The sequence below is a fragment of the Bacillus sp. V5-8f genome, from assembly GCF_002863565.1.
GTDB lineage: Bacteria > Bacillota > Bacilli > Bacillales > DSM-1321 > Peribacillus.
The window spans coordinates 249467-271282 of sequence record NZ_PGUW01000007.1 but is presented as its reverse complement, the minus strand read 5'-3'; the positions used below and the strand labels follow the sequence as shown (position 1 = coordinate 271282).

Genomic DNA, 21816 nt, shown 5'->3' with positions numbered 1-21816 from the left:
ACCTGGTACTAATTTTATTATATGTTTGCGCGATGATGCAATAGTTATCACCCAACAAACAAGTTTTTCTTTTAGAAGACTGGGACAAGTGCCCTTTCAGGGAGGCAAGTCGTTCATATATTGTACAAGAGGCATTTATAGCAGGAGGTGACGACTATGGGACTTTTCAAAACGAAAAAACAGGAGCAACAGAGCAATCGCTTTAACCAATTGATGTTCGGAAAAAAAGCTGCTCCCCAAAAGGAAAAAGAAAAAACGGATTGGAAGAACATCGCCAATAATATCAATTATGAACAGCTAATGGATAATGTGGGGCGGCTAATGGACGCTTACGGTAAAATCAAACCTGGCCTGTCCAAGATCAATCCATTGGTTTCAAAGCTGATCAAAAAAGGATAGCGAAAAAGGGCGAGTTAACATTCGCCCCTTTTTCATAAAATCAGCTATTATTACTGCTTTCTGCGTCCTTTTTACCAAGCTCATAAGCTTCATACATCACCTTCTGGAATAAATCCATAAAAGGCTCGGCCATTTCCATCGATAATGGGATACCCGCTTGCTCCAGCTTGGCTTTTGCTTCAGGAAAATATTTCATTGCGATTGCCATAAACTCTAGTGCTTTTTCATTTTGCATATGATGATTGCTCCTTTTGCTTAATTCTTTTTGTATGTAACTTCGGTTTTATTAAGCTGTTTACCGCTTTTGATGTATCACGATATACGGTGATCTGCTTCTCCCGCCTCTCAAATGATGGGCTTTACTAACTCCTGTTTACTTTGTTGTTAAAATAATGATAGTTTCCCCGACTATATTCTCCTTTTGAACGTGCCAGCAAATGCTTTACGATGCTTGGTAGCAGATGGAGTCCCCAAGTTCTGTTTCATCGCAAAATAAAGCCGATGACCCGTTTTCTTACAGTCTGCCGTTTACAGGAACATTATACCCATCACCAACCGGATACACCACATCTGTGCTTGAGATATTCATAGCGAATTGCTGATATATCCGTATTGGCGTTTTTTTCAGAGTGTCACCAAGTAAAAATCGGAAAACACTCCTTTAGTATGAAGGTATTTTATCTGATAATAAGCTTTTTTTTATTCTACCTTTCCCGTAAAGAATTGAATAGCTTTTAGCGCAGCTTCCATTTTTGGATTGTTTCTATACGTTTGTGATGGGCTTTTTGAAGTTGAATGCCTAACTCCGGCTTTACCTTATTTTTAAGTTGATAAACAAACGATTCAGTAGCAATATCTTTCTCATGCACGGACGAATTTTCATCAACCGGGTCTCGGTTAAATACTGCCCTTGCACAAAGCTTCCATTGGTCAAAATCTGTGCTTTTTACCATAATGGAGTTCTCGGAATGCTCCAGGATGTCACCAAAATAGTCCAGGAAATCCGTTATATATATGGCATCAAGCATATATTCAGACTTCCATTCTGCTGTGGCCAAAGCCGCTCCATTTGAATGGATGCCCCGTTCAAATACCATGGTTTCAGGCTGCCAGGGACCATAAATGGTCGGCAAATAGATAATCTTATCCTGTCCATTCAGAGTTTCAAACATTTTTCTTTCATCGCCAGTATACCCAAGAGGATAAAGTACAATGATTCGGGGGGCAGGATGCATTTTAGGCATCAATGCGTCCAATGCCTTCTTTATTTCAATGGTTTTATCTGTACCCTTTTTAATATAGTCATATAAACAAATATAAAGCGTTACATTGCCCTGTGTGTTTACGTTCTTCAACTCTTGTAATGAAGTAAAATTAAAATTGGCATTACGGCCAATTTCAAGCTGTTTTTCCTCTATAGGATGATCTGTACGAGAATCATCTGTCCAATCGGCCCCTAATACTTCATGGCCCTGTTCCAGCAAATATTTGCATAAGTGAAACCCGATAAATTGATAGGCTCCAATAACGATGGATAACTCCACATCAAGCCCTCCTGTCCTGGAATCACGAGTAAAGCAAATGCCGAATGCTTGCTGTATCGTATGCACCAAACCGGAGATTATTTCTTTTTATAAATAAGTTTCATATTTTTTATAGAACTGGGCCATCTGAAAAGGAATCTTATATCTTTTTTCAGGCAACAAATAGGTGATATTCATTTCCGCCCTGTCTGATTGCTGTTCCAGTTTTTTATAAATATCGGTTTGTCCCTTTTCAATACTACCGACAATATGGATAATCTTTAAAGGAATATCCTTATTTGGAAAGGGTGATTCCGATGAAAAAATTAACTCTTCGCATTCTTTTTCTTGAACTCCAAATGCAGCGGCGATTTCCTTCAGCTGCCTTTTGTAAAAGAATTTATTATCTTTTTCTTTTTGCATATGCTGTTGAATGGATAGGCAGGGGTTCAAGAAAACCGCAGACCTGACTTGCTGTTTCATTTCAGCCATCAGCTGGATCGCCGTCAGGGCGCCTGCCCCCTCAGCCAAAATATGAATTTTATCGTTTAAAATCTCGCTCTTCATCATCATCCAATACAGTTTTTTTGCCAGATCTACAGCCAGCGGGCTTCCCCACCCACTATCATAAAAATTTGACGAAAAAATTAGGTATCCGTATTGTTTTAAACGCTCTAATATTTGGTATCTCCCCGGATGCTGCAGCCAATAGCTGTTCCCCTCTTCAACGAAATGATTCCTGTCTCCAATGAGGAGTACAGCAAAACCGCTTGGCTTAGGAGGATAATAGACGATATTCCATTGGCCGTCACTTTGAAATGTTCGCTGCTCCATCAGAACTTTCTCCTTTTTCATGCATATTGCCTTATCACTATATGTAATCTGACAAATTTCGATAGTTTGATCTGCCTATCAATGCAGCCTAATTCCTCGTGTTGGAGTTTGAAACCATCTCTTTCATATATTTTACAATATTGCTCACCGCAATTGATTTTTTTAAAACAATTTAAGCAAAAAATATATGTTATAGTAAGCTTCTTATGGTACTATTAAATGGAATGCAGTGGAACGAGGTGATGATCAATGCGATACTTGTGGACGGTAATCTGGAGCTTCATTTTAACTCATATGCTTACATATGTAGTTTCTTCGATGCTCGGATCAAGCTATAACTTGAATACCGCCAATACCCTGAGTGTGGCGGTAGCGGTCTTAATTTTCGTTGTAACAGCCATCATTCCTGATGAACCGGTTGAAAATACCCACCATTAGTCCCACAGATGTGGGTCGCACAGACAAAGACATGAGGCGCGTAGCGCACTTAGTCTGTGTTCATATATAGCAGATAAGCATGTTTTATACTCTCTTATCTGAAAAAAAGGGGCACCTCGAATTGGTGCCCTTTTTCTATTTGGCATGCCCTTTTTAAAAAGCCATTAATCAAATAGCTAATAAAAATTACAGTGTTCTCATACTGGAATTATTTTCAAATCTTCGCCATTATAATCAATAGTAAGCTTCTGGTTTTCATCAATCCGGCCGGCAATCAATCCCCTCGCTAGCTTTGTTTCAACGTGTTTTTGAATAAATCTTCTCATGGGACGGGCTCCATAGACAGGATCATACCCCTGGTCGGCAATATACCTTTTTGCTGAATCTGTAATGGCAAGGGAGATATTCTTTTCTTTCAGGCGACTCTGCAAATCCATAATGATTTTTTCTACAATCCCAATGATTTCGTGTTTTGCGAGGGGCTTAAACAGCACTATATCATCAATGCGGTTCAGAAACTCCGGACGGAATCGGCTCCTTAATTCTGCAAATACCTTTTGTCTCGCCTCATTCGTGATTAAACCATTCGGGTTGTTGGTTTCCAGTAAAATATGTGAACCGATATTGGATGTCATAATGATAACAGTGTTTTTACAGTTCACCGTTCTTCCCTGAGAGTCTGTGATCCGGCCATCATCTAGTATTTGCAGCAAAATATTAAAAACTTCCGGATGGGCTTTTTCGATTTCATCCAGTAATATAACCGAATATGGTTGCCGGCGTACCGCTTCTGTCAATTGGCCGCCTTCTTCATATCCGACGTAGCCGGGTGGTGCCCCGATTAGCCTTGCGACTGAATGCTTCTCCATATACTCAGACATATCGAGCCGGATCAAGTGGGCTTCACTATCAAATAGCGTGTCTGCTAAAGCCTTTACCAATTCCGTTTTCCCTACTCCAGTCGGGCCAAGGAAAATGAACGAACCAATCGGCCTATTGGGATCCTTGATTCCCGCCCTTGCCCGCAATACTGCATCAGAAACTAGCCCAATGGCATCATTCTGGCCAATTACGCGTTTGCGGAGCATTTCTGGTAAACGAAGCAGCTTTTCCCTTTCACTTTCGATAAGCTTAGTGACCGGTATTCCAGTCCACCTCGCTACGATATTTGAAATCTCTTCTTCCGTTACCTCTTGGCGCAGCAATCTGGATTCCTGCTTTCCTTGCTCAAATGCATCCTCCATGGCATGCAGCTGCCGCTCCACTTCCGGAATCCTCCCGTGCCTTAATTCTGCGGCACGGTTTAAATCGTATTCATTCTCTGCTTTTTCAAGGGCCCTGCGGTAGCTTTCAAGCTGTTCCCTCTTTTCCTGTACCTGTATGAGCAGCGATTTTTCTTTTTGCCATTTTGATTTCATGCTGTCGGCCCGTTCCCGCAGTTCCGTCAATTCTTTCATGAGCGTATCCAGGCGCAACCGGCTTTGATCATCATTTTCTTTTGAAAGGGCAGCCTCTTCAATTTCCAGCTGCATCACCCTTCTTGTGATTTCATCAAGCTCTGCCGGCATAGAATCGATTTCTGTCCGGATCATTGCACAGGCCTCATCGATCAAATCAATTGCTTTATCAGGTAAAAAGCGCTCGGTAATGTAACGATTTGACAGGACAGCCGCTGCAACGATTGCACGATCGTGGATGCGCACACCATGGTGGATCTCAAAGCGCTCCCTTAATCCACGCAAAATGGAAATTGTATCTTCCACATCAGGTTCCTGCACCATTACCTGCTGGAATCTTCTTTCCAGTGCTGCATCCTTCTCGATAAACTGACGGTATTCATTAAGCGTTGTGGCTCCTATGCAGTGAAGTTCACCTCGAGCAAGCATCGGCTTTAGCATATTCCCGGCATCAAGTGCGCCTTCAGTCCTTCCAGCTCCGACAATAGTGTGAAGCTCATCAATAAACAGCAGGATCCGCCCTTTACTTTTCTGTACCTCATTCAATACGGTTTTTAACCGCTCTTCAAATTCCCCCCGAAATTTAGCACCGGCAACAAGCGCACTCATATCAAGGGTAAAAATAGTCTTATCCTTTAATCCCTCCGGTACGTCTTTCCTGACGATCCGTTGAGCCAACCCTTCTACAATCGCTGTTTTCCCAACCCCCGGTTCACCGATTAGGACCGGATTGTTCTTTGTTTTCCTCGAAAGAATCCGGATTACATTACGAATCTCTGTATCACGCCCAATTACAGGATCTACCTTACCTGCTTTCACTTCCTCCACAAGGTCTCTACCATATTTTTTTAATGCTTCATACGAACTTTCTTGGTAACGCCCTTCCATTTTCTGATTCCTCCTGATCCAGATTTTCTGACATGTTGATGCTGGAAATTCGGCAAAGACAGAAGCGAATTTGACCTTTCCTGACCTTGTACTTTTCATTATAGGTTTTCTATTCAATATGTAAAGGCAGAATCCCCTCGAATGGGAAGCTTTTTAAGACGACCTGCAAAGATTAACAAATAGCAAAAAAGCCAGGCCTCTTTAGAGGCCTGACAACTTGGCTGCCATATTCAAGGTTTCCGCCTATATGTCCATAGGCGGTTGTGATTTGATGTTTCCGGGAAACGGTCTCCCGTTTTCAGTTTAATCCTTTGAGGATTTACCACCATGCTCCCCGTCTCGCCAATTTCAACATAAACGCCGTTATTGGGAGCTTGTTGCCCTGGCCTGAATTGATGATTCTGTCCCATCGTCATCTCTCCTTTGCTATGGCTGCTACATTATTGTTTCCTATTGTCTATCGAACATGACTGTTTTTTGCTCTTAAGACATCAGATCTACAAGAATAGCCTTTTGTGCATGAAGTCGATTCCCTGCTTGATGGAAGATGACAGAATGCGGACCGTCAATAATTTCTGCGGTTACTTCTTCCTCACGGTGGGCAGGCAGACAATGCATGAAGATATAATCGGTTTTTGCACCGCTTACTAACTCCGCATTGATTTGATAATCCTTAAATTCTTTCAAACGCAGTTCATTTTCTTGTTCTTGCCCCATAGATGTCCACACATCGGAATAAACTATGTCTGCATCTTTTATCGCAGCCTCGGCTGAGGTATGGACTTCAATTTTACAATTGTTGGCTGCCGCTTCTTTCTGGGCAAGCTCTACAATTTCATTATCAGGCATATAATTAGAAGGGCACCCAATTGCAAAATCCATACCCGTTTTTGCACAAGCGATCATTAATGAATGAGCCATATTATTTCCGTCTCCAATATAGGCCATTTTAAAGCCCTTTAAGCTGCCTTTTACCTCCTGGATTGTTAGCAAATCAGCTAGAGCCTGGCAAGGATGAGCAGAGTCTGTAAGCCCGTTAATCACCGGAATATCGGCATTTGCTGCCAGTTCTTTTACTTTTTCATGTTCAAACGTGCGGATCATGATTCCATCTAGATACTGTGACAACACCTTTGCGGTGTCGGAAATAGTTTCTCCTCTGCCAATTTGCAGGTCATTGCTGCTTAGAAACAGTGCATGTCCCCCTAACTGGAGCATTCCTACTTCAAAAGAAACCCGAGTACGTGTAGAGGATTTTTCAAAAATCATTCCAAGCGTTTTTCCATTCAAAGGGCGATATTCCTCGCCCTTTGACAGTTTATTTTTAATGTCCTTCGCAAGCTCAAGCAAGTGTAGGATTTGATCGCCAGAAAGATCTGCGAGTGCCAGAAAGTCTTTTTGCTGGAGAATTTTTAATTCGGTTGCCCTCATGCTTGTGTCACTCCTTCTGATTGTTTTGCCAGCCACTCTTGCAGTGAGGCAATTCCCTTCTCCTTGCAAGCAAGCCCCTTCAAATATGCTTTAAAGGTTTCTTCCTCTGTAAAAATCTGCAATCGGTACTTGGCTGCCAATAATCTTATTTGCTTATCTTCTGGACTGGCGGTATAAGCCAGAACAGCAGCCCCTTTTCCAGATTTTAACCACTCATCAAATGTTGTATTGACTACACTATAACCTAATTGTTCCAATTCTGATACTGTGCTTTCGTCCAGAACTACTGAATCGGCCTTGTAAATTTGGTTTACATTCGTTTTTAACCGGGAATGAAATACCTTAGCTAATGCTTCCTGAAAATCTGCGCCAATGGCAATTCCTTCGCCTGTAGATTTCATTTCCGGACCAATTTTTGAATCCAGACCACTTAGTGCAAATGTCGAAAACACAGGATACTTGACTACGCTGAAATTGATATCTTTCATAAGGCCTGTTTTTTCGAATAAATCCGACAGTGAATATTTCCCAAGCAATACTTTTGTTGCAGCCTGCACCATCGGAACCCCTGTTACTTTACTAATAATTGGGATCGTCCGGCTGGCTCGTGGATTTACCTCTAAAACGTATATCTCATCTTCTTCAATGACAAATTGAATATTCATTAAGCCTTTATAATCCAGTTCTTCGACAATTGCTTTGGCATAATCCGCCATTTTTTGCTTTTGTGCTGCTGTCAGATTCAGGGATGGAAGCATTGCCATACTGTCACCGGAATGGACACCTGCTCTTTCAATATGTTCAGCAACGATAGGGATAAAAACATCTTTCCCATCTGCAATCAAGTCGATCTCTGCTTCCTTTCCAGGAATGTAAGAATCAATTAAGACAGGATAGGCAAGGCTCTTGCCATTTCCAAGACGCTCTAGCAAGCTTTCCTTATCTATAAAAATTTCCATTCCCTGGCCGCCAATAACGTAGGATGGCCTTATTAAAACAGGAAATCCTATATTGGTTGAGTTACGGACAAGCTCCTTTTCGTTGTTAGCCATCGTACCTGGAACATGAGGAATTCCCAGCTTTTGAAGCAATTGATAAAAACGGTCCCTATCCTCCAATTGGTCTAGAATGTCAAACGAGGTACCCAGAAGATTAACCCCATATTCCTCTAATCCTTTAGCAAGGTTTATAGCAGTCTGTCCTCCAAATTGCACGATCACATCTGTAACGCCTTCCGCTTCTATAACATTTAGCACATATTCCATCGTCAATGGCTCAAAATATAAACGGTCCGCCGTTGCAAAATCAGTGCTCACCGTCTCCGGATTATTATTGATCATGATCGTTTCTATGTTTTCTTGTTCCAGCGCATAAACTCCATGGACAGAACAGTAATCAAATTCAATTCCCTGTCCAATCCGTATCGGTCCGCTGCCAATGGTCAACACTTTCTGCTTTTCTGATTTTTTCTGTTCATTCTCGCCAAAGTAAGTAGAGTAATAATAGTTGGTGTGAGATTCAAATTCGGCAGCACATGTATCAACCGTTTTATAAACAGCAACCACTCCAAGCTGTTTCCGCCAATTTCTTATTTCGGCTTCCTTCAGGTTCCAAACAGCTGCCAAATAACGGTCAGACATCCCTTTTTCCTTCATCGATTGGAGCTCATCTTTTGATAGGGAAAGCGGCTTAGCGTTGGCAGCCACTTTTTCGGCTTCAATAATGGAAGCAAAGGAATGCAGGAAGAAATAATCCATCAAAGTTGCCTCATGCACCTGTTCGACAGATACACCCTTACGAATCAATTCAAAAACGACAAATATTCGCTCGTCGGTAGATTCAAAGAGTGCTTTCCAAAGTTCCTCAACTGATTTTTCTTTTAATGCGGTAAGCTGAAAGCCCATGGTTTTTAATTCCAAAGAGTCTACCGCTTTTTGCACGGCTCCTTCAAGGTTCCGGTGAAGAGCCATAACTTCTCCCGTAGCTTTCATTTGCGTACCCAGCTTACGGTTGGCACTTGTGAATTTATCGAAAGGCCAGCGCGGGAATTTTACCGCGACATAATCAAGCGCCGGCTCGAAGCTTGCATATGTGCTTTTGGTTACCGGATTAATCAATTCTGATAAGTGGTAGCCAACCGCCAATTTGGCCGCAATCCGTGCAATCGGATAGCCAGTTGCTTTGGATGCCAGAGCAGATGAACGGCTTACCCGAGGATTGACTTCAATCAAATAATATTTTTTACTGTGCGGATCCAGGGCGAACTGGATATTGCACCCGCCAATGATTCCCAGCGATGAAATGATTTTAATTGATGCTGAACGGAGCATCTGGTATTCATCATCCGTAAGTGTCTGGGAAGGTGCCACAACAACGGAATCCCCCGTATGGATTCCGACGGGATCGATATTTTCCATATTACATATTGTAATGCAAGTGTTATTACCGTCCCTCATTACTTCGTACTCAATTTCCTTAAATCCAGCAATGCTTTTTTCTATTAAGCATTGGGTAATAGGGCTTTCCTGCAGCCCTCCCCGGACTAGCTCCTTGAACTGTTCCATATGATCAGCAATCCCGCCGCCGGTACCACCTAATGTATAAGCAGGACGGACAATGATCGGGAAGCCAATTTTTTCAGCAAACGTAATGGCTTCATCCGTAGTATGGACAATTTGGCTTTCAGGAACAGGTTCGTTTATTTGGAACATTAGCTCCCGGAAGAGCTCGCGGTCCTCCCCTTTTTTAATAGAATCGATTGGTGTTCCTAGAAGCCTCACACCATATTTCTCTAAAATTCCTTGCTCGTGCAATTGAAAGGCCAGATTTAGGCCGGTCTGCCCGCCCAATGTGGCAAGAAGGCCACAAGGCCGTTCATGTTCGATAATTCTTTCCACCACGTCGACAGTAAGCGGTTCAAAATAAACGACATCTGCGTTCATATCGTCTGTCATGATCGTGGCCGGATTATTGTTAACCAGGATTACTTTATAGCCTTCTTCTTTCAATGCGAGGCAAGCCTGGGTCCCTGCGTAATCAAATTCCGCTGCCTGGCCTATTACAATCGGTCCAGACCCGATTACCAGGATTGTCTGGATGCTAGTATCTTTAGGCATATGCTTTTACTCTCCCGCTATTCTCATTTACCATCTGCAAAAATTCCTGGAAAAGCGTACTGCTTTCAGCTGGGCCGGGATTTGCTTCCGGATGGTATTGTGTAGTGATAATTGGCAATGTAGAATGCTTCAGGCCCTCCACTGACCCGTCATTGACATTGCGGAATCTGACACATAGTGGAGTCTGTTCCAAGCTTGGTTCGTCAACTTCATAGCTGTGGTTTTGTGAACTCATATACACTCGGTTTGACTCTATATCCACGACAGGCTGATTTGCCCCTCGATGGCCAAACAACATTTTTTTTGTATTTCCCCCAAAAGCCAGAGCCGTTAACTGGTGGCCCAGACAAATCGCCATCGTCGGGAAACCAGAAACAATATCTTTAATGTTCCCCAATAAACCCTGTAATTGTTTCGGGTCCCCAGGTCCGTTTGAAAGCATAATACCGTCAGGATTCAATGATTTTACTTTTTCCATAGTTGTGTCAAATGGGACCACTGTAACCTTACAGCCATGCAAGAGCAGGGAATCCAGGATAGACTTTTTGTATCCGAAATCCATCAACACGATATGTGTTTTACCTTCGCCATAGCTTTTTATTTCGTATGAGGACACTTCCTGTACGACATTTTTTGCTTTTTCGATCAATGCTGAAGTATCATACGTACTTTCAGTCGTGATTGCGGCCTCCATGGAACCTTCCTGCCGGATGTTTTTGACAAGAGCCCGCGTGTCAATGTTGCCGATAAGCGGAATATCCCATTTTTCCAGATAGTCCTTTAAAGAGTATTTGGCCTGGTAATGGGAGTGGTTCATGTTCCCTTCATATACAATCACTCCCGCTACATGCGGTTGTCTGCTTTCAAAGTCATGTTCATTGATTCCGTAGTTGCCAACCAGCGGATACGTAAACACTATAATTTGGTCTTTATAAGAAGGGTCGGTTAATACCTCCTGATAACCGGTCATACCTGTGTAGAAAACGACTTCTCCTTTGATTTCCGTATTAACCGGTTTAGTGATCATATTTCCTTCAAAGGAATTGCCATTTGATAAATGCAAATAGATTTTCATGATTCCACCTCTGTAGATGACGAATATTTAATAAAATAAAAGTATTTTTATACAAGTTATATCATAAAAATTCAACCTTGTAGGACTGTCGCTTTGATCGCTTTAGCAATCTTTTCGGCACCAAGGCTACGTTCACTTTTTCTGTCTAAACGGAGGAAGCAAGCGCAGTACGTGTAGGCATTGTTAACTAGTGTTAGCCATCCTTCCTAATGCAGGTAAGCAAAAGGCTGCGCCTCTTCTACAGCCCCGATTTACCATGCCTGTGAGATGCTTTTAGTGGCAGGTTAAGGGTCAACTTTGTACGACTGGGAGTGCTTTAATTGCATTTGCAATCTTTTCAGCGGCAATATCCAGTTCAGTTTTTTCAACTGTTAAAGGCGGAAGCAGGCGAAGTACGTTAGGCCCTGCAGTTAATGTTAGCAACCCTTCCTGCTGCAGTGGTTCTAGCAACGCCTGGGCTGGTTCCTTCAACTCAATCCCTATCATTAATCCCAATCCACGAACTTCCTTTACAGAAGGCTCATTTTGAAGATCTTCGTTAAGCTTTTCAAGGAAATATTGTCCCTTTTCGGTGACTTCCGCTGAAAATCCATTATCCAGAATTTTCTGTAAAACCGCCTTTGCGCTTGCAATACTTACAGGATTACCGCCAAACGTCGAACCGTGGCTTCCAGGCCCAAAGTGTTCAGCTAGTTCCTCTTTGCCTATTACAGCTCCGATTGGCAGCCCGTTTCCAAGCCCTTTTGCAACGGTTATGATATCCGGATCAAATTCAAAATGCTGGAAAGCAAATGGGGTACCTGTTCTGCCAATCCCTGTCTGGATTTCATCAACGATGATTAGGGTCCCTTTTTTAGAGCAAACTTCCTTTATTGTATTCAGGAAGTCCTGGTTTGCTACATGGATCCCGCCCTCACCCTGCACTACCTCCAGCATGACCGCTGCGGTATTTTCATCAACTGCCTTTGACAGTTGTTCACTATCGTTATATGTGCAATACTCAAATTCCTCAAGCATCCGGCCGTATCCCATTCTTACCTTCTCTTGGCCGGTTGCAGCCATTGTGGCAAATGTCCTGCCATGAAAGGATTGATGAAAGGTCACAATCTTACTTTTTCCTGTAGCCTTTCTTGCAAGCTTGATCGCCGCTTCATTCGCTTCGGCTCCGCTATTGCAAAAGAAGACCCGGTCCAAACCTGTTGCCTGAGCTAATAGCCCGGCTGCTTCTTCTTGTCCCTTGCTTTCGAACAAATTTGAGGTATGCCAGAACTTTTCCAGCTGGTCCTGTACTGCTTTCTTAACGTACGGGTGGCAATGACCAAGATTTAAAACTCCAATTCCTGACGTAAAGTCTAGGTACGTCTTTCCATTCTGGTCTGTCAACCAAGAACCGCTTGCACTGGCTGGTTCAATGCTCCATTTTTGGTATGTGGGGAACAATGCGCTCAATTCATTACCTCCTGTTCGCTTACAAATTTAGTTCCAATAAATTGTCCATTGTTGTAAAAGGATTCCTTGCCGCTCACGATCATGACTTCATTGATACCTTTTTTTAACACAGATAAGGCTGTTTCTACTTTTGGGATCATGCCACCGTATATTGAACCTTCACTTATTAGGTCTTGCGTTTGCCTTTCAGTAAGCTCTTCTATGATACTGCCATCCTTCATGACACCCTTAACGTCAGTGACAAACAGGCAACTGTAGGCATCAAGCGCCTTGGCTACCGCACCGGCTGCCATATCAGCGTTAACATTCAGCTTTCTGCCGTCTTCTGTAATGGCTATTGGGGTCAGAACAGGTGAGAGCCCTTTATCTAACAACATATAAAGCAATTCAGTATTGACACTATTTATTTCTCCTACCGCACCAAGGGAAGCTTCATTAATAAAATCCCCTGCGAGCAGCTTTCCGTCCGAGCCATTCAATCCGATTGCATTAATTCCATTAAGAGTCAGCTTGTGGACAATGCTTCGATTTGATTTCCCTGCAAGCATTAGCTCAACAATATTCAGTACGTCATCCGTTGTCTTTCGGAGACCTTTCTCAAACACAGGTTCAATTTCATATTTTGCAAGCATTGTATTAATATCGGGTCCCCCGCCATGCACAAATACTAGCTGGCAGCCGCTTCGCTTTAACTGTTTCAAACTTTCAAAAAATAAAGGCGACAATTCATCTATAATGCTTCCGCCGCATTTTATGACCAAAACTTTCATCAGGGAACCTCCTTACGACCGGTAACTCGCATTTATTTTCACATAGTCATATGTTAAATCGCAGCCCCAGGCAGTTCCCTTTTCGTCTCCCTCCTGCAACTCCACATGGATAACAATATTTTTCTGTTCCAGATAGGCTTTAGCTTCTTCTTCGGAGAAAGCTACAGGAACACCACCGTTTAATACATTGATGGGGCCGAATGAAATACTTACTTTATCTGGATTAAACGTGAGTCCGCTCCGTCCCATTGCTGCAATGACACGGCCCCAGTTGGCATCGGAGCCATAAACCGCAGTTTTGACCAGGTTTGAGCCCATGATTGTTTTAGCCATTGCCTGAGCGTCCGCCTTGGTTTTCATGCCATGGACATTCACTTCCACAAGCTTTGTTGCGCCTTCCCCATCTTTGGCAATCTGCTTCGCTAGATCTTCCGAAGTTTTCTTTAATAATTCCACAAAGATTTTCCAATCGGGATGAGAAGGTGATACCTTTTCATTTCCTGCCTGCCCATTCGCAAGGACAATGACCATATCATTAGTTGAAGTATCTCCATCTACTGTAATCTGGTTGAATGTGAGATCCGTCACCGAGGAAAGTGCGAGCTGGAGGTCCGACGATTCTATGGCAGCGTCAGTAGTGATGAACCCTAGCATCGTTGCCATGTTTGGATGGATCATTCCAGATCCCTTCGCTGCACCGCCCATTGTAATTAGCTGCCCGCCTATAACCGCTTGGTAGCAGCAGTTTTTAGTTACTGTATCAGTAGTTAAGATTGCTGTTTCAAAAGCTTCCGCTGCTTCATTCGATTCCTTTGGCTCAAGCATGGCGATCCCTTTTTTCACCTTATCCATTTGCATAAATTCACCAATAACGCCTGTAGAGGCTACAGCTACTAAATGGTCCTGCAAGCCGAATTGGTTAGCTGCATAGTTCCTCATCTCAAAGGCATCCTTTAATCCCTGTTCTCCAGTACATGCATTAGCACATGCACTATTTACGACAATCCCTTGCAGCTTCTGCCCGGACGCAATACTTTCCCTTGTCACATCAAGCGGAGCCGCCTGGACAACGCTCTGAGTGTATACAGCAGCACAAGATGCTGGATTATCAGATAGGATCATGCCGATATCTTTTTTTGAGTAGCGCAATCCTGCATGAACTCCTGCTGCTTTAAATCCTTTCGGCGTTAATATATTTCCCTGGGTAACTTGTTGAATTTCTTCAACAGGATGTATTGTTTTCATGAAAAACCTCCAAGTAATTAAGGATACAACGGTATGTTCAAAAGGCCTGCCGTTTCGTCTGCACCCATTATAATGTTCGCATTCTGGACCGCTTGCCCAGCAGCACCTTTCATTAAATTATCAATAACGGATACGATGGTCGCTTTATTTGTCCTCTCATCGAAAGCGATGCCTATATCGCAAAAATTAGATCCATAAACCTGCTTTGTACAAGGAAAAGAATTCATCGGCTGTACCCGGACAAATGGGTTATTTTCGTATACAGTTTTATATAAATCTATTAATTCCTGTGTGGATGTGTGCCTACGCAACTTCACATACATCGTGGCCATAATTCCCCTGGTCATCGGTACCAAATGGGTACTGAAGGAAATGGGTTGTGAATCTACATTCCATAGCCCAAGCTGCTGTTCAATTTCCGGAACATGCTGATGTGCGTGGACTTTATAAATCTTAAAATTTTCATTGATCTCACTATAGTGCGTGGCTGCTGAAGGCGATTTTCCCGCTCCGGACAAGCCTGACTTCGCGTCAACTATAACATCCTGGCCTGTGGCCCATTTTTCCGTATACAAAGGTGCCAGCCCAAGCAGCGTTGCAGTTGGATAGCACCCTGGATTTGCCACAATTTTCGCGCTTTTTATATTATGGGCATTCCATTCTGAGAGCCCGTATTCTGCTTCTTCCAGGATTTCTGAAGGAGCTGGGGAATGCTTATACCATTTTTCATAGTCCCCTGGATTCTTTAGCCTCAAATCACCTGAAAGGTCAATTACTTTTACGCCCAGTTTATAAAAATCTGGGGCAAGCTGCGCCGAAACTCCAGAAGGCGTAGCGAGGAAAACTATATCAGCCTTCTTAGCGATTTCTTCAGGGACGATTTCTTCCAATGTATATTCCATATGAAGTAAGTGTGGGCTTTCTTCATGGATTTTCCGCCCAAATCTTGATGACGTATGGAGCGATGCAATTTCCAAATGGGGGTGGTGGCGCAAAAGCCTAATCAGCTCCAATCCTCCATAACCGGTCGCACCCACAATAGAAGCTTTCACGTAATCATCTCCTGTTCAAAAGTACACTGACATTCTTAATTTCTCTTATTATATGACTGAATAAAAATAAAATCAAATGTATTTTTATAAAATGATTATACAATTTAAAAAGCACTATGACAAGGAGCAATACATTCGTACTATGAAAATAGTAAAAAGTTTTATACATATTGACTTCTTCATTTTTTTCTACTTAAATCAAAGTAGTTATTATGTATGTATTTTATGAATTTTCAAGCTAATAACCAATTTACCCAATTGGATTGACCTCAAACCAAAGTTCTTACATGACAGTTTAGCTAAACGAACCGAAAGCTAATGGTTATTCCTAACTGAATTCTTCAGTTCAACATAATGGTACGTACCTGTTAAAGGTGGTTAGATATATGCAAACTTCAGTCCCCTTGCGCTTAAAAGAAATCCTGGAGAGTAACCAGCATGCAAGAAAAATGAAAAAAGGAGAATTTCTTTTTCAGGAAGATACAAATGCCCAAGAGCTATTTTTGATTTTAAGCGGGACCGTGCAGATTAGTAAGCTTGTACCCGACGGACGTGAATTGACGCTTCGGGTTAGTTCAAGGGATGAGATTGTCGGGGAAACAATCCTTTTTTCTTCCTCTTCCAAATACTTTATGAATGCAAAAATGATCCAGGAAGGCGAGGTTATAGTAATCCAGAAGAATGAACTTGAGGAGAAGATCGCTCTTGATGGTGGCCTTGCAGTTGATTTAATGAGATGGCTTTCGGTTCAACATCGAAAAACACAAACCAAATTCCGCGACCTTATTCTTCACGGCAAAAAGGGTGCTCTCTACTCAACCCTTTTACGACTTTCAAACAGCTTCGGCATTCAGACGCAAAACGGAATTGTCATCAATCTGCCATTAACAAACCAGGAATTGGCCAACTTTTGCGGAACTTCCAGGGAGGTTGTCAACCGATTGTTAAGCGACTTGCGAAAAAAAGGAATCATATCAATCAAAAAAGGTACCATTACTATTCATGAGATCCAATATTTAAAAATCGAAATCGACTGTGAAAACTGTCCTGCAGAAATTTGCAATATAGAATAAACGATTAAAAAGGGCCAGCCCGTACTGCTTTCACTCTAATGCAGCGGGGACTGACCCTTTTATAGGTACTTGTAAAATGAAGAATTAGATTTCGTATATTCAAGATTGCTTTTTTTAGTTAAAGTCATTTTCAAAACTTTAATGAAGGTCAGAATCACAGAGTTTAGTCATTACTAATAATGTCAGCATGCGTAAGGCAAAAAGCGTATGCCCAGTTATCTATTATGTATGTTTTTTCTAATCCTAGAAATACCTTCCTTAAAAAATTTATAGGGCCTTGCTATGTAGATTAAATATCTCGTGAATGAAAGCGCCAACAAAAATGTAAAAAGCAAAATCAGATGGACGCGTGAAAGAATGGAGAGGTGCTGAACTATATCCATATCCGGCTGAAGCTTGATTAAGCTGGTAACCCATAAAAAGAGCTGTTTGGGTTGGTAGACCAAGTCGTAATCCACGATAATCAAAAGCCCAGTAGCCATGCATAAAAATAGCAGGACCTTGACGACTACCTTTTCAATCGTTTTTTCCTTTTTTCCTCTACTGTCAATTTGATCAGTTTTCCCCTCGTCATAATGCCAAATTAGCCCCATCCCCACGGCTGCTATAGCAATATACGGATAAACCAACAATATGATCCTGTGCACATCCATTGTTTTCACCACCATTTATGATATAAACATAACATAGCAGGTCGGAAGACACAGTGACTAAAGTTACAAATATGTCGATTTATTAAAATAATTGTGGTTTTTTTACGAATGCTGGCTGGTCTCGTACATTATTAGCTAAACTAAGAAATCGTTTTACGGATTTGTAATAATAAATCTTGTGGACTTACTGGCTGAGGTATACAGCTAACTTTTTCACGAGGACTTGTTTCAAGTGGATTATACAGGGGATGAGTACACTTTTAAGACATTAATAAAAAGCTTGTAGACGTGGCTTGATATGCCAATCCGTCTACAAGCTTAACCAACCGTCAAACGGCCTGGGAATTCTAAATTATGATAATCCACCTTGATTAGCCATCATGCCAGCCTGAAAGCTGCTCATTTGCCCACCGGCACCTTGCTGCTGGCTTCCGTAAGCTAAATCTCGGGCGATATCCTGTCTCACTTGCTGTGGATTTGTTCCGAAATTTGGCTGAAGAGCCGCTTGAGCATTTTGGGCTTGCATTGCAGTCCCCATCATGCCACGTCTAAGCTGAGATCCATCTTGCATGCCAGTTGACATCATAGAACTACCATCACCCATCATGCCACCTGACATCATCCCGCCTTGCATACCACTTGACATCATTCCACCTTGCATACCGCCTGACATCATTCCACCTTGCATACCACCAGCTTGTTGGGTGAAGCCACCTTGCTGTTGTTGCTGGCGTCCGTAGGCTAAGTCTCGGGCGATATCCTGTCTTACCTGCTGTGGATTTGTTCCAAAATTCGGCTGAAGAACGGATTGAATATTTTGTGCTTGTTGAGGTGTTCCCATCATGCCGCGTCTCATCTGAGAGCCATCTTGCATTCCAGCTGACATCATAGAACTACCATCACCCATCATGCCACTTGACATCATGCCGCCCTGCATTCCACCTGATGTCATTCCGCCTTGCATACCGCCTGACATCATTCCACCTTGCATTCCACCAGCTTGTTGCGTGAAGCCACCTTGCTGTTGTTGCTGGCGTCCGTAGGCTAAGTCTCGGGCGATATCCTGCCTTACCTGCTGTGGATTTGTTCCGAAATTCGGCTGAAGAACGGATTGAATATTTTGTGCTTGTTGAGGTGTTCCCATCATGCCGCGTCTCATCTGAGACCCATCTTGCATTCCAGCTGACATCATTCCGCCTTGCATACCGCCTGACATCATTCCACTTTGCATGCCACCAGCTTGTTGAGTGAATCCGCCTTGCTGTTGTTGCTGGCGCCCATAAGCTAAGTCACGAGCGATATCCTGTCTTACCTGCTGTGGATTTGTTCCAAAATTCGGTTGAAAAACTGATTGAATATTCTGGGCCTGCTGTGGAGTGCCCATCATGCCGCGTCTCATTTGAGATCCGTCTTGCATGCCGCCAGCCATCATTCCGCTTGTTGGAGTCTGCATAGCCTGCATGCCAAATTGACCTTGGTTCAATGGTTGATTCATTTGGATTCCTCCTTTATTGTTAATGAAACAATTTTAGAATGTCCGAAAACATGCAGAACTATTTATATTTCTATAAATTTTTAAAAAAACTCCTGTTTACTTCTTCTTTTTAATTTCTTTCTGCACCGTTTCATCAATAAAGAGTTCGCAGAAAAAAATAAACCTAACATCAATTTACAGAAATCAGTTTAACTCGTTTAAATTTTTTAAAAGATGTTGTGCAGTGCATCAATTTGAGGGAAAAGGAATGGCTTTTTTATCTTGATAAATTTTTCACTACGACCTGAATAAAATGGTTTCGTTTCAGATACTATAATTCGAGTGACATGTTGTTTTCTCCCTTGAAAGGTCTGCCTTTTCCAAAGGCAGACTGCTTTATATTTTCAGCACTTTGTTTTAGGCTATGCTACCAGTCCTAACATTAACGAAAATAACCTTTTTCTAAGTCCTATTCTTAGAGTATGAAACCAGATCCCAGCAGGTAGACAGGTAATGAAAGGAAGGCAGTATCCAAAATAAAAAACCTCCGCAAAATGCAGAGGTTACCCACCGATATAAGACATTTCTATTTTTTCCTGTCCATTATTTTTTCCTTCCGCCCTTTCATCCGAATAGCGGTCGCGGCGATGGTTCCAAAGGGAAGCGATATGTTTGGTGAGGTCACCGTCGTTCATATTGGAACGAAGCAAGCTCTTAATATCATGGCCGTTGCCGTTGAATAAACAAGTATAAATTTCCCCCTTGGCAGAAATACGAGCACGTGTGCAGCTGCCACAGAAGGATTCCGACACTGAAGTGATAAAACCGACCTGAGTATCGGTTCCTTTATAACGATACCTTTTGGCCACTTCTCCATAATAATCAGGATCGACAGGTTCAAGGTCAAATTCAGTAGAAAGCATCTCCAGGATTTCTTTTTTGGTGACGACATTATCCATCTGCCAGCCATTCGTATGACCGACATCCATGAACTCAATATATCGAAGCTGTAGTCCTTCCTCCTTACAGAATCGGGCCATCGGCAAAATCTCTGACTCATTCAGTCCTTTTTTCACAACCATATTCACTTTGACTCCAAGACCCGCATCCCTTGCCGCCAATATTCCTTCGATGACCGGGGCTGTACCGACATTCCTACCATTGATTTCTTTAAAGAGGTCATCGTTCATACTGTCGAGACTAACGTTTACCCTGTGTAGTCCGGCCTCTTTTAATTCAGAGGCATATCGCTTCAAAAAAACTCCATTCGTTGTCAAACCGATGTCATGGATGCCCTCTATCTGGGAAAGATTTCGAATCAGATGTGGCAGGTTCTTTCTTAGCAGCGGTTCTCCACCGGTGATCCTCAGCTTTTCCACCCCTAGGCTCGCAAAAATTCTCGAGACCCTTTCAATTTCCTCGTAGGATAAAAGTTCATTTTTGGGCAGAAATTTAAAGCTCTCATTGAAAATCTCGGCAGGCATGCAATACTGGCATCTAAAATTGCAGCGATCTATAACAGATATCCGTAAGTCTCTTAAGGGTCTGTCCAAAGTGTCTTTCACTTTGTTAATGCTCATATTGTTCACTCCCTTAGGATTCGGTACTAAAGTTGATTGACGAAAACTAATCACAATAAGTGATTTTAACATGATTTATATAGTTTTAATACTGTAATAGCTTTTGGATAAGTATTTGTTCTACATTTTACTATTTACCTTTTTAGCGGTGTTAAAACTTTGTCTCCCTTGAGACAATCGCTTTAAAATCAGTGCAATTCATAATTATTCATTAAATGTGAAATAATCCTTCAATTTCGTTTTATAAAACATCAGTCCTTAACAGGTTATTCTATATAATTTGAAATATCCAATACTTTGGTTTCTTTTCCTAAAAAGACAGTGAAAATGTAAATTACTTTAACAGGCAAGTTTTTTTTACCAATGACATGGAGTCGTTCTAGTCAAACCAACTCATTTTGTTAAAAAATGATTAACATGAAGGAGAAAATTACGAAATCAGATAAGTAACATGTCCTTCATGGGATAGCGAAAGGAATAGAAGCCGGAAGAGTTCAAATTAGTAGATAAGGCTTCGTATCTGTGGGGAAAATGACATATGTGGTAACTAACGATACTTACCGATTTAGAAATGGCGCAAGTTATGGAAACAGGTGAAATTGCCGTTCTGTTAAAAATAATTCGCAAAAAAGCTGTTTGAAGATCCGGCGTTGGCTTTTCAATTTATGACTGGATGAGCGATCAATTTGCCTTATCAAAAGCCCGTCCCTTTTTGCGCCAGTCCAGCTATTGATGATTTAATCAGTATAGAATAATGTGGCTCCTTGTTCGTTAAGGACAAGATCGCGCAACTTGTTGAGTTTTACCAAATTTGGCTTCGAGAATTGCCTAACCGTATATCTCCATGATTAAATAGAAAACTCGCCACTTGGCGAGCTTTCTTTTTTGCCGATTATTTGATTCCAAGAGCAATTTTTGCGTATCGGGACATACGATCCTTCGACCACGGCGGATTCCAGACGATATTTACCTCCGTCTCCTTTACTTCAGGGATATCCTCAAGTGCAGTTTTCACCTGGTCAACAATCGTTCCTGCCAACGGGCAGCCCATTGCTGTCAAAGTCATTGTTACAGTTGTAAGGCCCTCCTCATTCATGTCCACATCATATACAAGGCCGAGATTAACGATATCGATACCGAGCTCCGGGTCAATTACCTGTTCAAGAGCCCCCATAATATTATCCTTTAAATCCTGGTCCATCCTTAACACTCCTTTTAATTGGTATAAGATAATGAATAAAACTTTCTTATCTGCTAAAAAACACAGACTACTTACGCTATGGCTGAGGCAACGCCTGTGTTTTCTATATTCCTCGTAGCCTAACTACCACTTCAAATTCTCAGCGGTGTAGTGTTCAA

The 21816-nt window shown here is 42.1% G+C and carries 18 protein-coding genes and 1 pseudogene; 3 read left to right on the top strand and 16 right to left on the bottom strand.

Annotation, left to right across the window (positions count from 1 at the left end; all coding sequences use genetic code 11):
• The first annotated feature begins 156 nt into the window (after positions 1–156).
• Entirely contained in the window at positions 157–399 is a 243-nt protein-coding gene (locus CUU64_RS12160) for a hypothetical protein (protein ID WP_101633892.1), read from the top strand.
• Positions 400–439: 40 nt separating this feature from the next.
• On the opposite strand, the gene CUU64_RS12155 is transcribed toward CUU64_RS12160, so the two are convergent.
• From CUU64_RS12155 to CUU64_RS12145, 3 genes are all read right to left on the bottom strand, one after another.
• Positions 440–634, bottom strand: coding sequence for a ComZ family protein (locus CUU64_RS12155; RefSeq protein WP_101633891.1), 195 nt, complete (start codon positions 632–634; stop codon positions 440–442).
• Positions 635–1133: 499 nt separating this feature from the next.
• Positions 1134–1943 (bottom strand): hypothetical protein, encoded by an 810-nt coding sequence (locus tag CUU64_RS12150; RefSeq protein ID WP_101633890.1) that lies wholly within the window; start codon positions 1941–1943, stop codon positions 1134–1136.
• 87 nt (positions 1944–2030) lie between these two features.
• Complete coding sequence (locus tag CUU64_RS12145; RefSeq protein WP_101633889.1) at positions 2031–2756, bottom strand: hydrolase; 726 nt, start codon at positions 2754–2756, stop codon at positions 2031–2033.
• A 249-nt stretch (positions 2757–3005) separates the two neighbouring features.
• Between CUU64_RS12145 and CUU64_RS12140 the strand changes: the two genes are divergently transcribed.
• A complete protein-coding gene (locus tag CUU64_RS12140; RefSeq protein ID WP_101633888.1) occupies positions 3006–3194 on the top strand; it encodes a YjzD family protein in 189 nt (62 codons plus the stop codon).
• Between the two features lie 197 nt (positions 3195–3391).
• Here the strand turns inward: CUU64_RS12140 and CUU64_RS12135 are convergent.
• The 9 genes and pseudogenes from CUU64_RS12135 to argC all read right to left on the bottom strand — a co-directional run.
• Positions 3392–5557 (bottom strand): annotated as a pseudogene (locus tag CUU64_RS12135) (ATP-dependent Clp protease ATP-binding subunit); the annotation flags it as partial.
• A 212-nt stretch (positions 5558–5769) separates the two neighbouring features.
• The gene (locus tag CUU64_RS12130; protein ID WP_101633886.1) at positions 5770–5949 is read right to left on the bottom strand and encodes a YjzC family protein; all 180 of its coding nucleotides are present in this window, start codon (positions 5947–5949) and stop codon (positions 5770–5772) included.
• A 73-nt stretch (positions 5950–6022) separates the two neighbouring features.
• Complete coding sequence (gene argF, locus CUU64_RS12125; protein WP_101633885.1) at positions 6023–6970, bottom strand: ornithine carbamoyltransferase; 948 nt, start codon at positions 6968–6970, stop codon at positions 6023–6025.
• Entirely contained in the window at positions 6967–10086 is a 3120-nt protein-coding gene (locus CUU64_RS12120) for a carbamoyl-phosphate synthase (glutamine-hydrolyzing) large subunit (protein WP_101633884.1), read from the bottom strand. Before CUU64_RS12120 ends, argF begins: the two co-directional genes overlap by 4 nt.
• Entirely contained in the window at positions 10079–11161 is a 1083-nt protein-coding gene (locus CUU64_RS12115) for a carbamoyl phosphate synthase small subunit (RefSeq protein ID WP_101633883.1), read from the bottom strand. The genes CUU64_RS12120 and CUU64_RS12115 overlap by 8 nt, the downstream gene beginning before the upstream one ends.
• 291 nt (positions 11162–11452) lie before the next feature.
• Entirely contained in the window at positions 11453–12610 is a 1158-nt protein-coding gene (locus tag CUU64_RS12110) for an acetylornithine transaminase (protein ID WP_101633882.1), read from the bottom strand.
• Complete coding sequence (gene argB, locus CUU64_RS12105; RefSeq protein ID WP_101633881.1) at positions 12607–13380, bottom strand: acetylglutamate kinase; 774 nt, start codon at positions 13378–13380, stop codon at positions 12607–12609. The genes CUU64_RS12110 and argB overlap by 4 nt, the downstream gene beginning before the upstream one ends.
• A gap of 12 nt (positions 13381–13392) precedes the next feature.
• Positions 13393–14625: a bifunctional ornithine acetyltransferase/N-acetylglutamate synthase gene (gene argJ / locus CUU64_RS12100; protein WP_101633880.1), complete on the bottom strand. Its 1233-nt coding sequence runs from the start codon at positions 14623–14625 to the stop codon at positions 13393–13395.
• 17 nt (positions 14626–14642) lie between these two features.
• Positions 14643–15677, bottom strand: coding sequence for an N-acetyl-gamma-glutamyl-phosphate reductase (gene argC / locus CUU64_RS12095; protein WP_101633879.1), 1035 nt, complete (start codon positions 15675–15677; stop codon positions 14643–14645).
• 386 nt (positions 15678–16063) lie between these two features.
• Here argC and CUU64_RS12090 point away from each other — a divergent pair, with 386 nt between their 5' ends.
• Positions 16064–16750, top strand: coding sequence for a Crp/Fnr family transcriptional regulator (locus CUU64_RS12090; protein ID WP_101633878.1), 687 nt, complete (start codon positions 16064–16066; stop codon positions 16748–16750).
• A gap of 215 nt (positions 16751–16965) precedes the next feature.
• Here CUU64_RS12090 and CUU64_RS12085 read toward each other — a convergent pair whose 3' ends face one another.
• The 4 genes from CUU64_RS12085 to CUU64_RS12070 form a co-directional block, all read right to left on the bottom strand.
• Positions 16966–17403, bottom strand: coding sequence for a respiratory nitrate reductase subunit gamma (locus tag CUU64_RS12085; protein ID WP_180954572.1), 438 nt, complete (start codon positions 17401–17403; stop codon positions 16966–16968).
• 352 nt (positions 17404–17755) lie between these two features.
• Complete coding sequence (locus tag CUU64_RS22020) at positions 17756–18898, bottom strand: hypothetical protein (protein WP_180954571.1); 1143 nt, start codon at positions 18896–18898, stop codon at positions 17756–17758.
• Positions 18899–19440: 542 nt separating this feature from the next.
• Positions 19441–20457, bottom strand: a complete 1017-nt coding sequence (gene moaA / locus CUU64_RS12075; RefSeq protein WP_219621869.1) for a GTP 3',8-cyclase MoaA — start codon at positions 20455–20457, stop codon at positions 19441–19443.
• Positions 20458–21349: 892 nt separating this feature from the next.
• Positions 21350–21658, bottom strand: a complete 309-nt coding sequence (locus CUU64_RS12070) for a metal-sulfur cluster assembly factor (RefSeq protein ID WP_101633875.1) — start codon at positions 21656–21658, stop codon at positions 21350–21352.
• Positions 21659–21816 lie beyond the last annotated feature (158 nt).

Bases quoted from the DNA above. Each gene is read 5' to 3' on its own strand.
- CUU64_RS12160 (WP_101633892.1), top strand. From the start codon at position 157: ATGGGACTTTTCAAAACGAAAAAACAGGAGCAACAGAGCAATCGCTTT.
- CUU64_RS12070 (WP_101633875.1), bottom strand. From the start codon at position 21,658: ATGGACCAGGATTTAAAGGATAATATTATGGGGGCTCTTGAACAGGTA.
- argJ (WP_101633880.1), bottom strand. From the start codon at position 14,625: ATGAAAACAATACATCCTGTTGAAGAAATTCAACAAGTTACCCAGGGA.
- CUU64_RS12145 (WP_101633889.1), bottom strand. From the start codon at position 2,756: ATGGAGCAGCGAACATTTCAAAGTGACGGCCAATGGAATATCGTCTAT.
- CUU64_RS12090 (WP_101633878.1), top strand. From the start codon at position 16,064: ATGCAAACTTCAGTCCCCTTGCGCTTAAAAGAAATCCTGGAGAGTAAC.
- CUU64_RS22020 (WP_180954571.1), bottom strand. From the start codon at position 18,898: ATGAATCAACCATTGAACCAAGGTCAATTTGGCATGCAGGCTATGCAG.
- moaA (WP_219621869.1), bottom strand. From the start codon at position 20,457: ATGAGCATTAACAAAGTGAAAGACACTTTGGACAGACCCTTAAGAGAC.
- CUU64_RS12120 (WP_101633884.1), bottom strand. From the start codon at position 10,086: ATGCCTAAAGATACTAGCATCCAGACAATCCTGGTAATCGGGTCTGGA.
- CUU64_RS12085 (WP_180954572.1), bottom strand. From the start codon at position 17,403: ATGGATGTGCACAGGATCATATTGTTGGTTTATCCGTATATTGCTATA.
- argB (WP_101633881.1), bottom strand. From the start codon at position 13,380: ATGAAAGTTTTGGTCATAAAATGCGGCGGAAGCATTATAGATGAATTG.
- CUU64_RS12115 (WP_101633883.1), bottom strand. From the start codon at position 11,161: ATGAAAATCTATTTGCATTTATCAAATGGCAATTCCTTTGAAGGAAAT.
- argF (WP_101633885.1), bottom strand. From the start codon at position 6,970: ATGAGGGCAACCGAATTAAAAATTCTCCAGCAAAAAGACTTTCTGGCA.
- CUU64_RS12155 (WP_101633891.1), bottom strand. From the start codon at position 634: ATGCAAAATGAAAAAGCACTAGAGTTTATGGCAATCGCAATGAAATAT.
- CUU64_RS12130 (WP_101633886.1), bottom strand. From the start codon at position 5,949: ATGGGACAGAATCATCAATTCAGGCCAGGGCAACAAGCTCCCAATAAC.
- CUU64_RS12140 (WP_101633888.1), top strand. From the start codon at position 3,006: ATGCGATACTTGTGGACGGTAATCTGGAGCTTCATTTTAACTCATATG.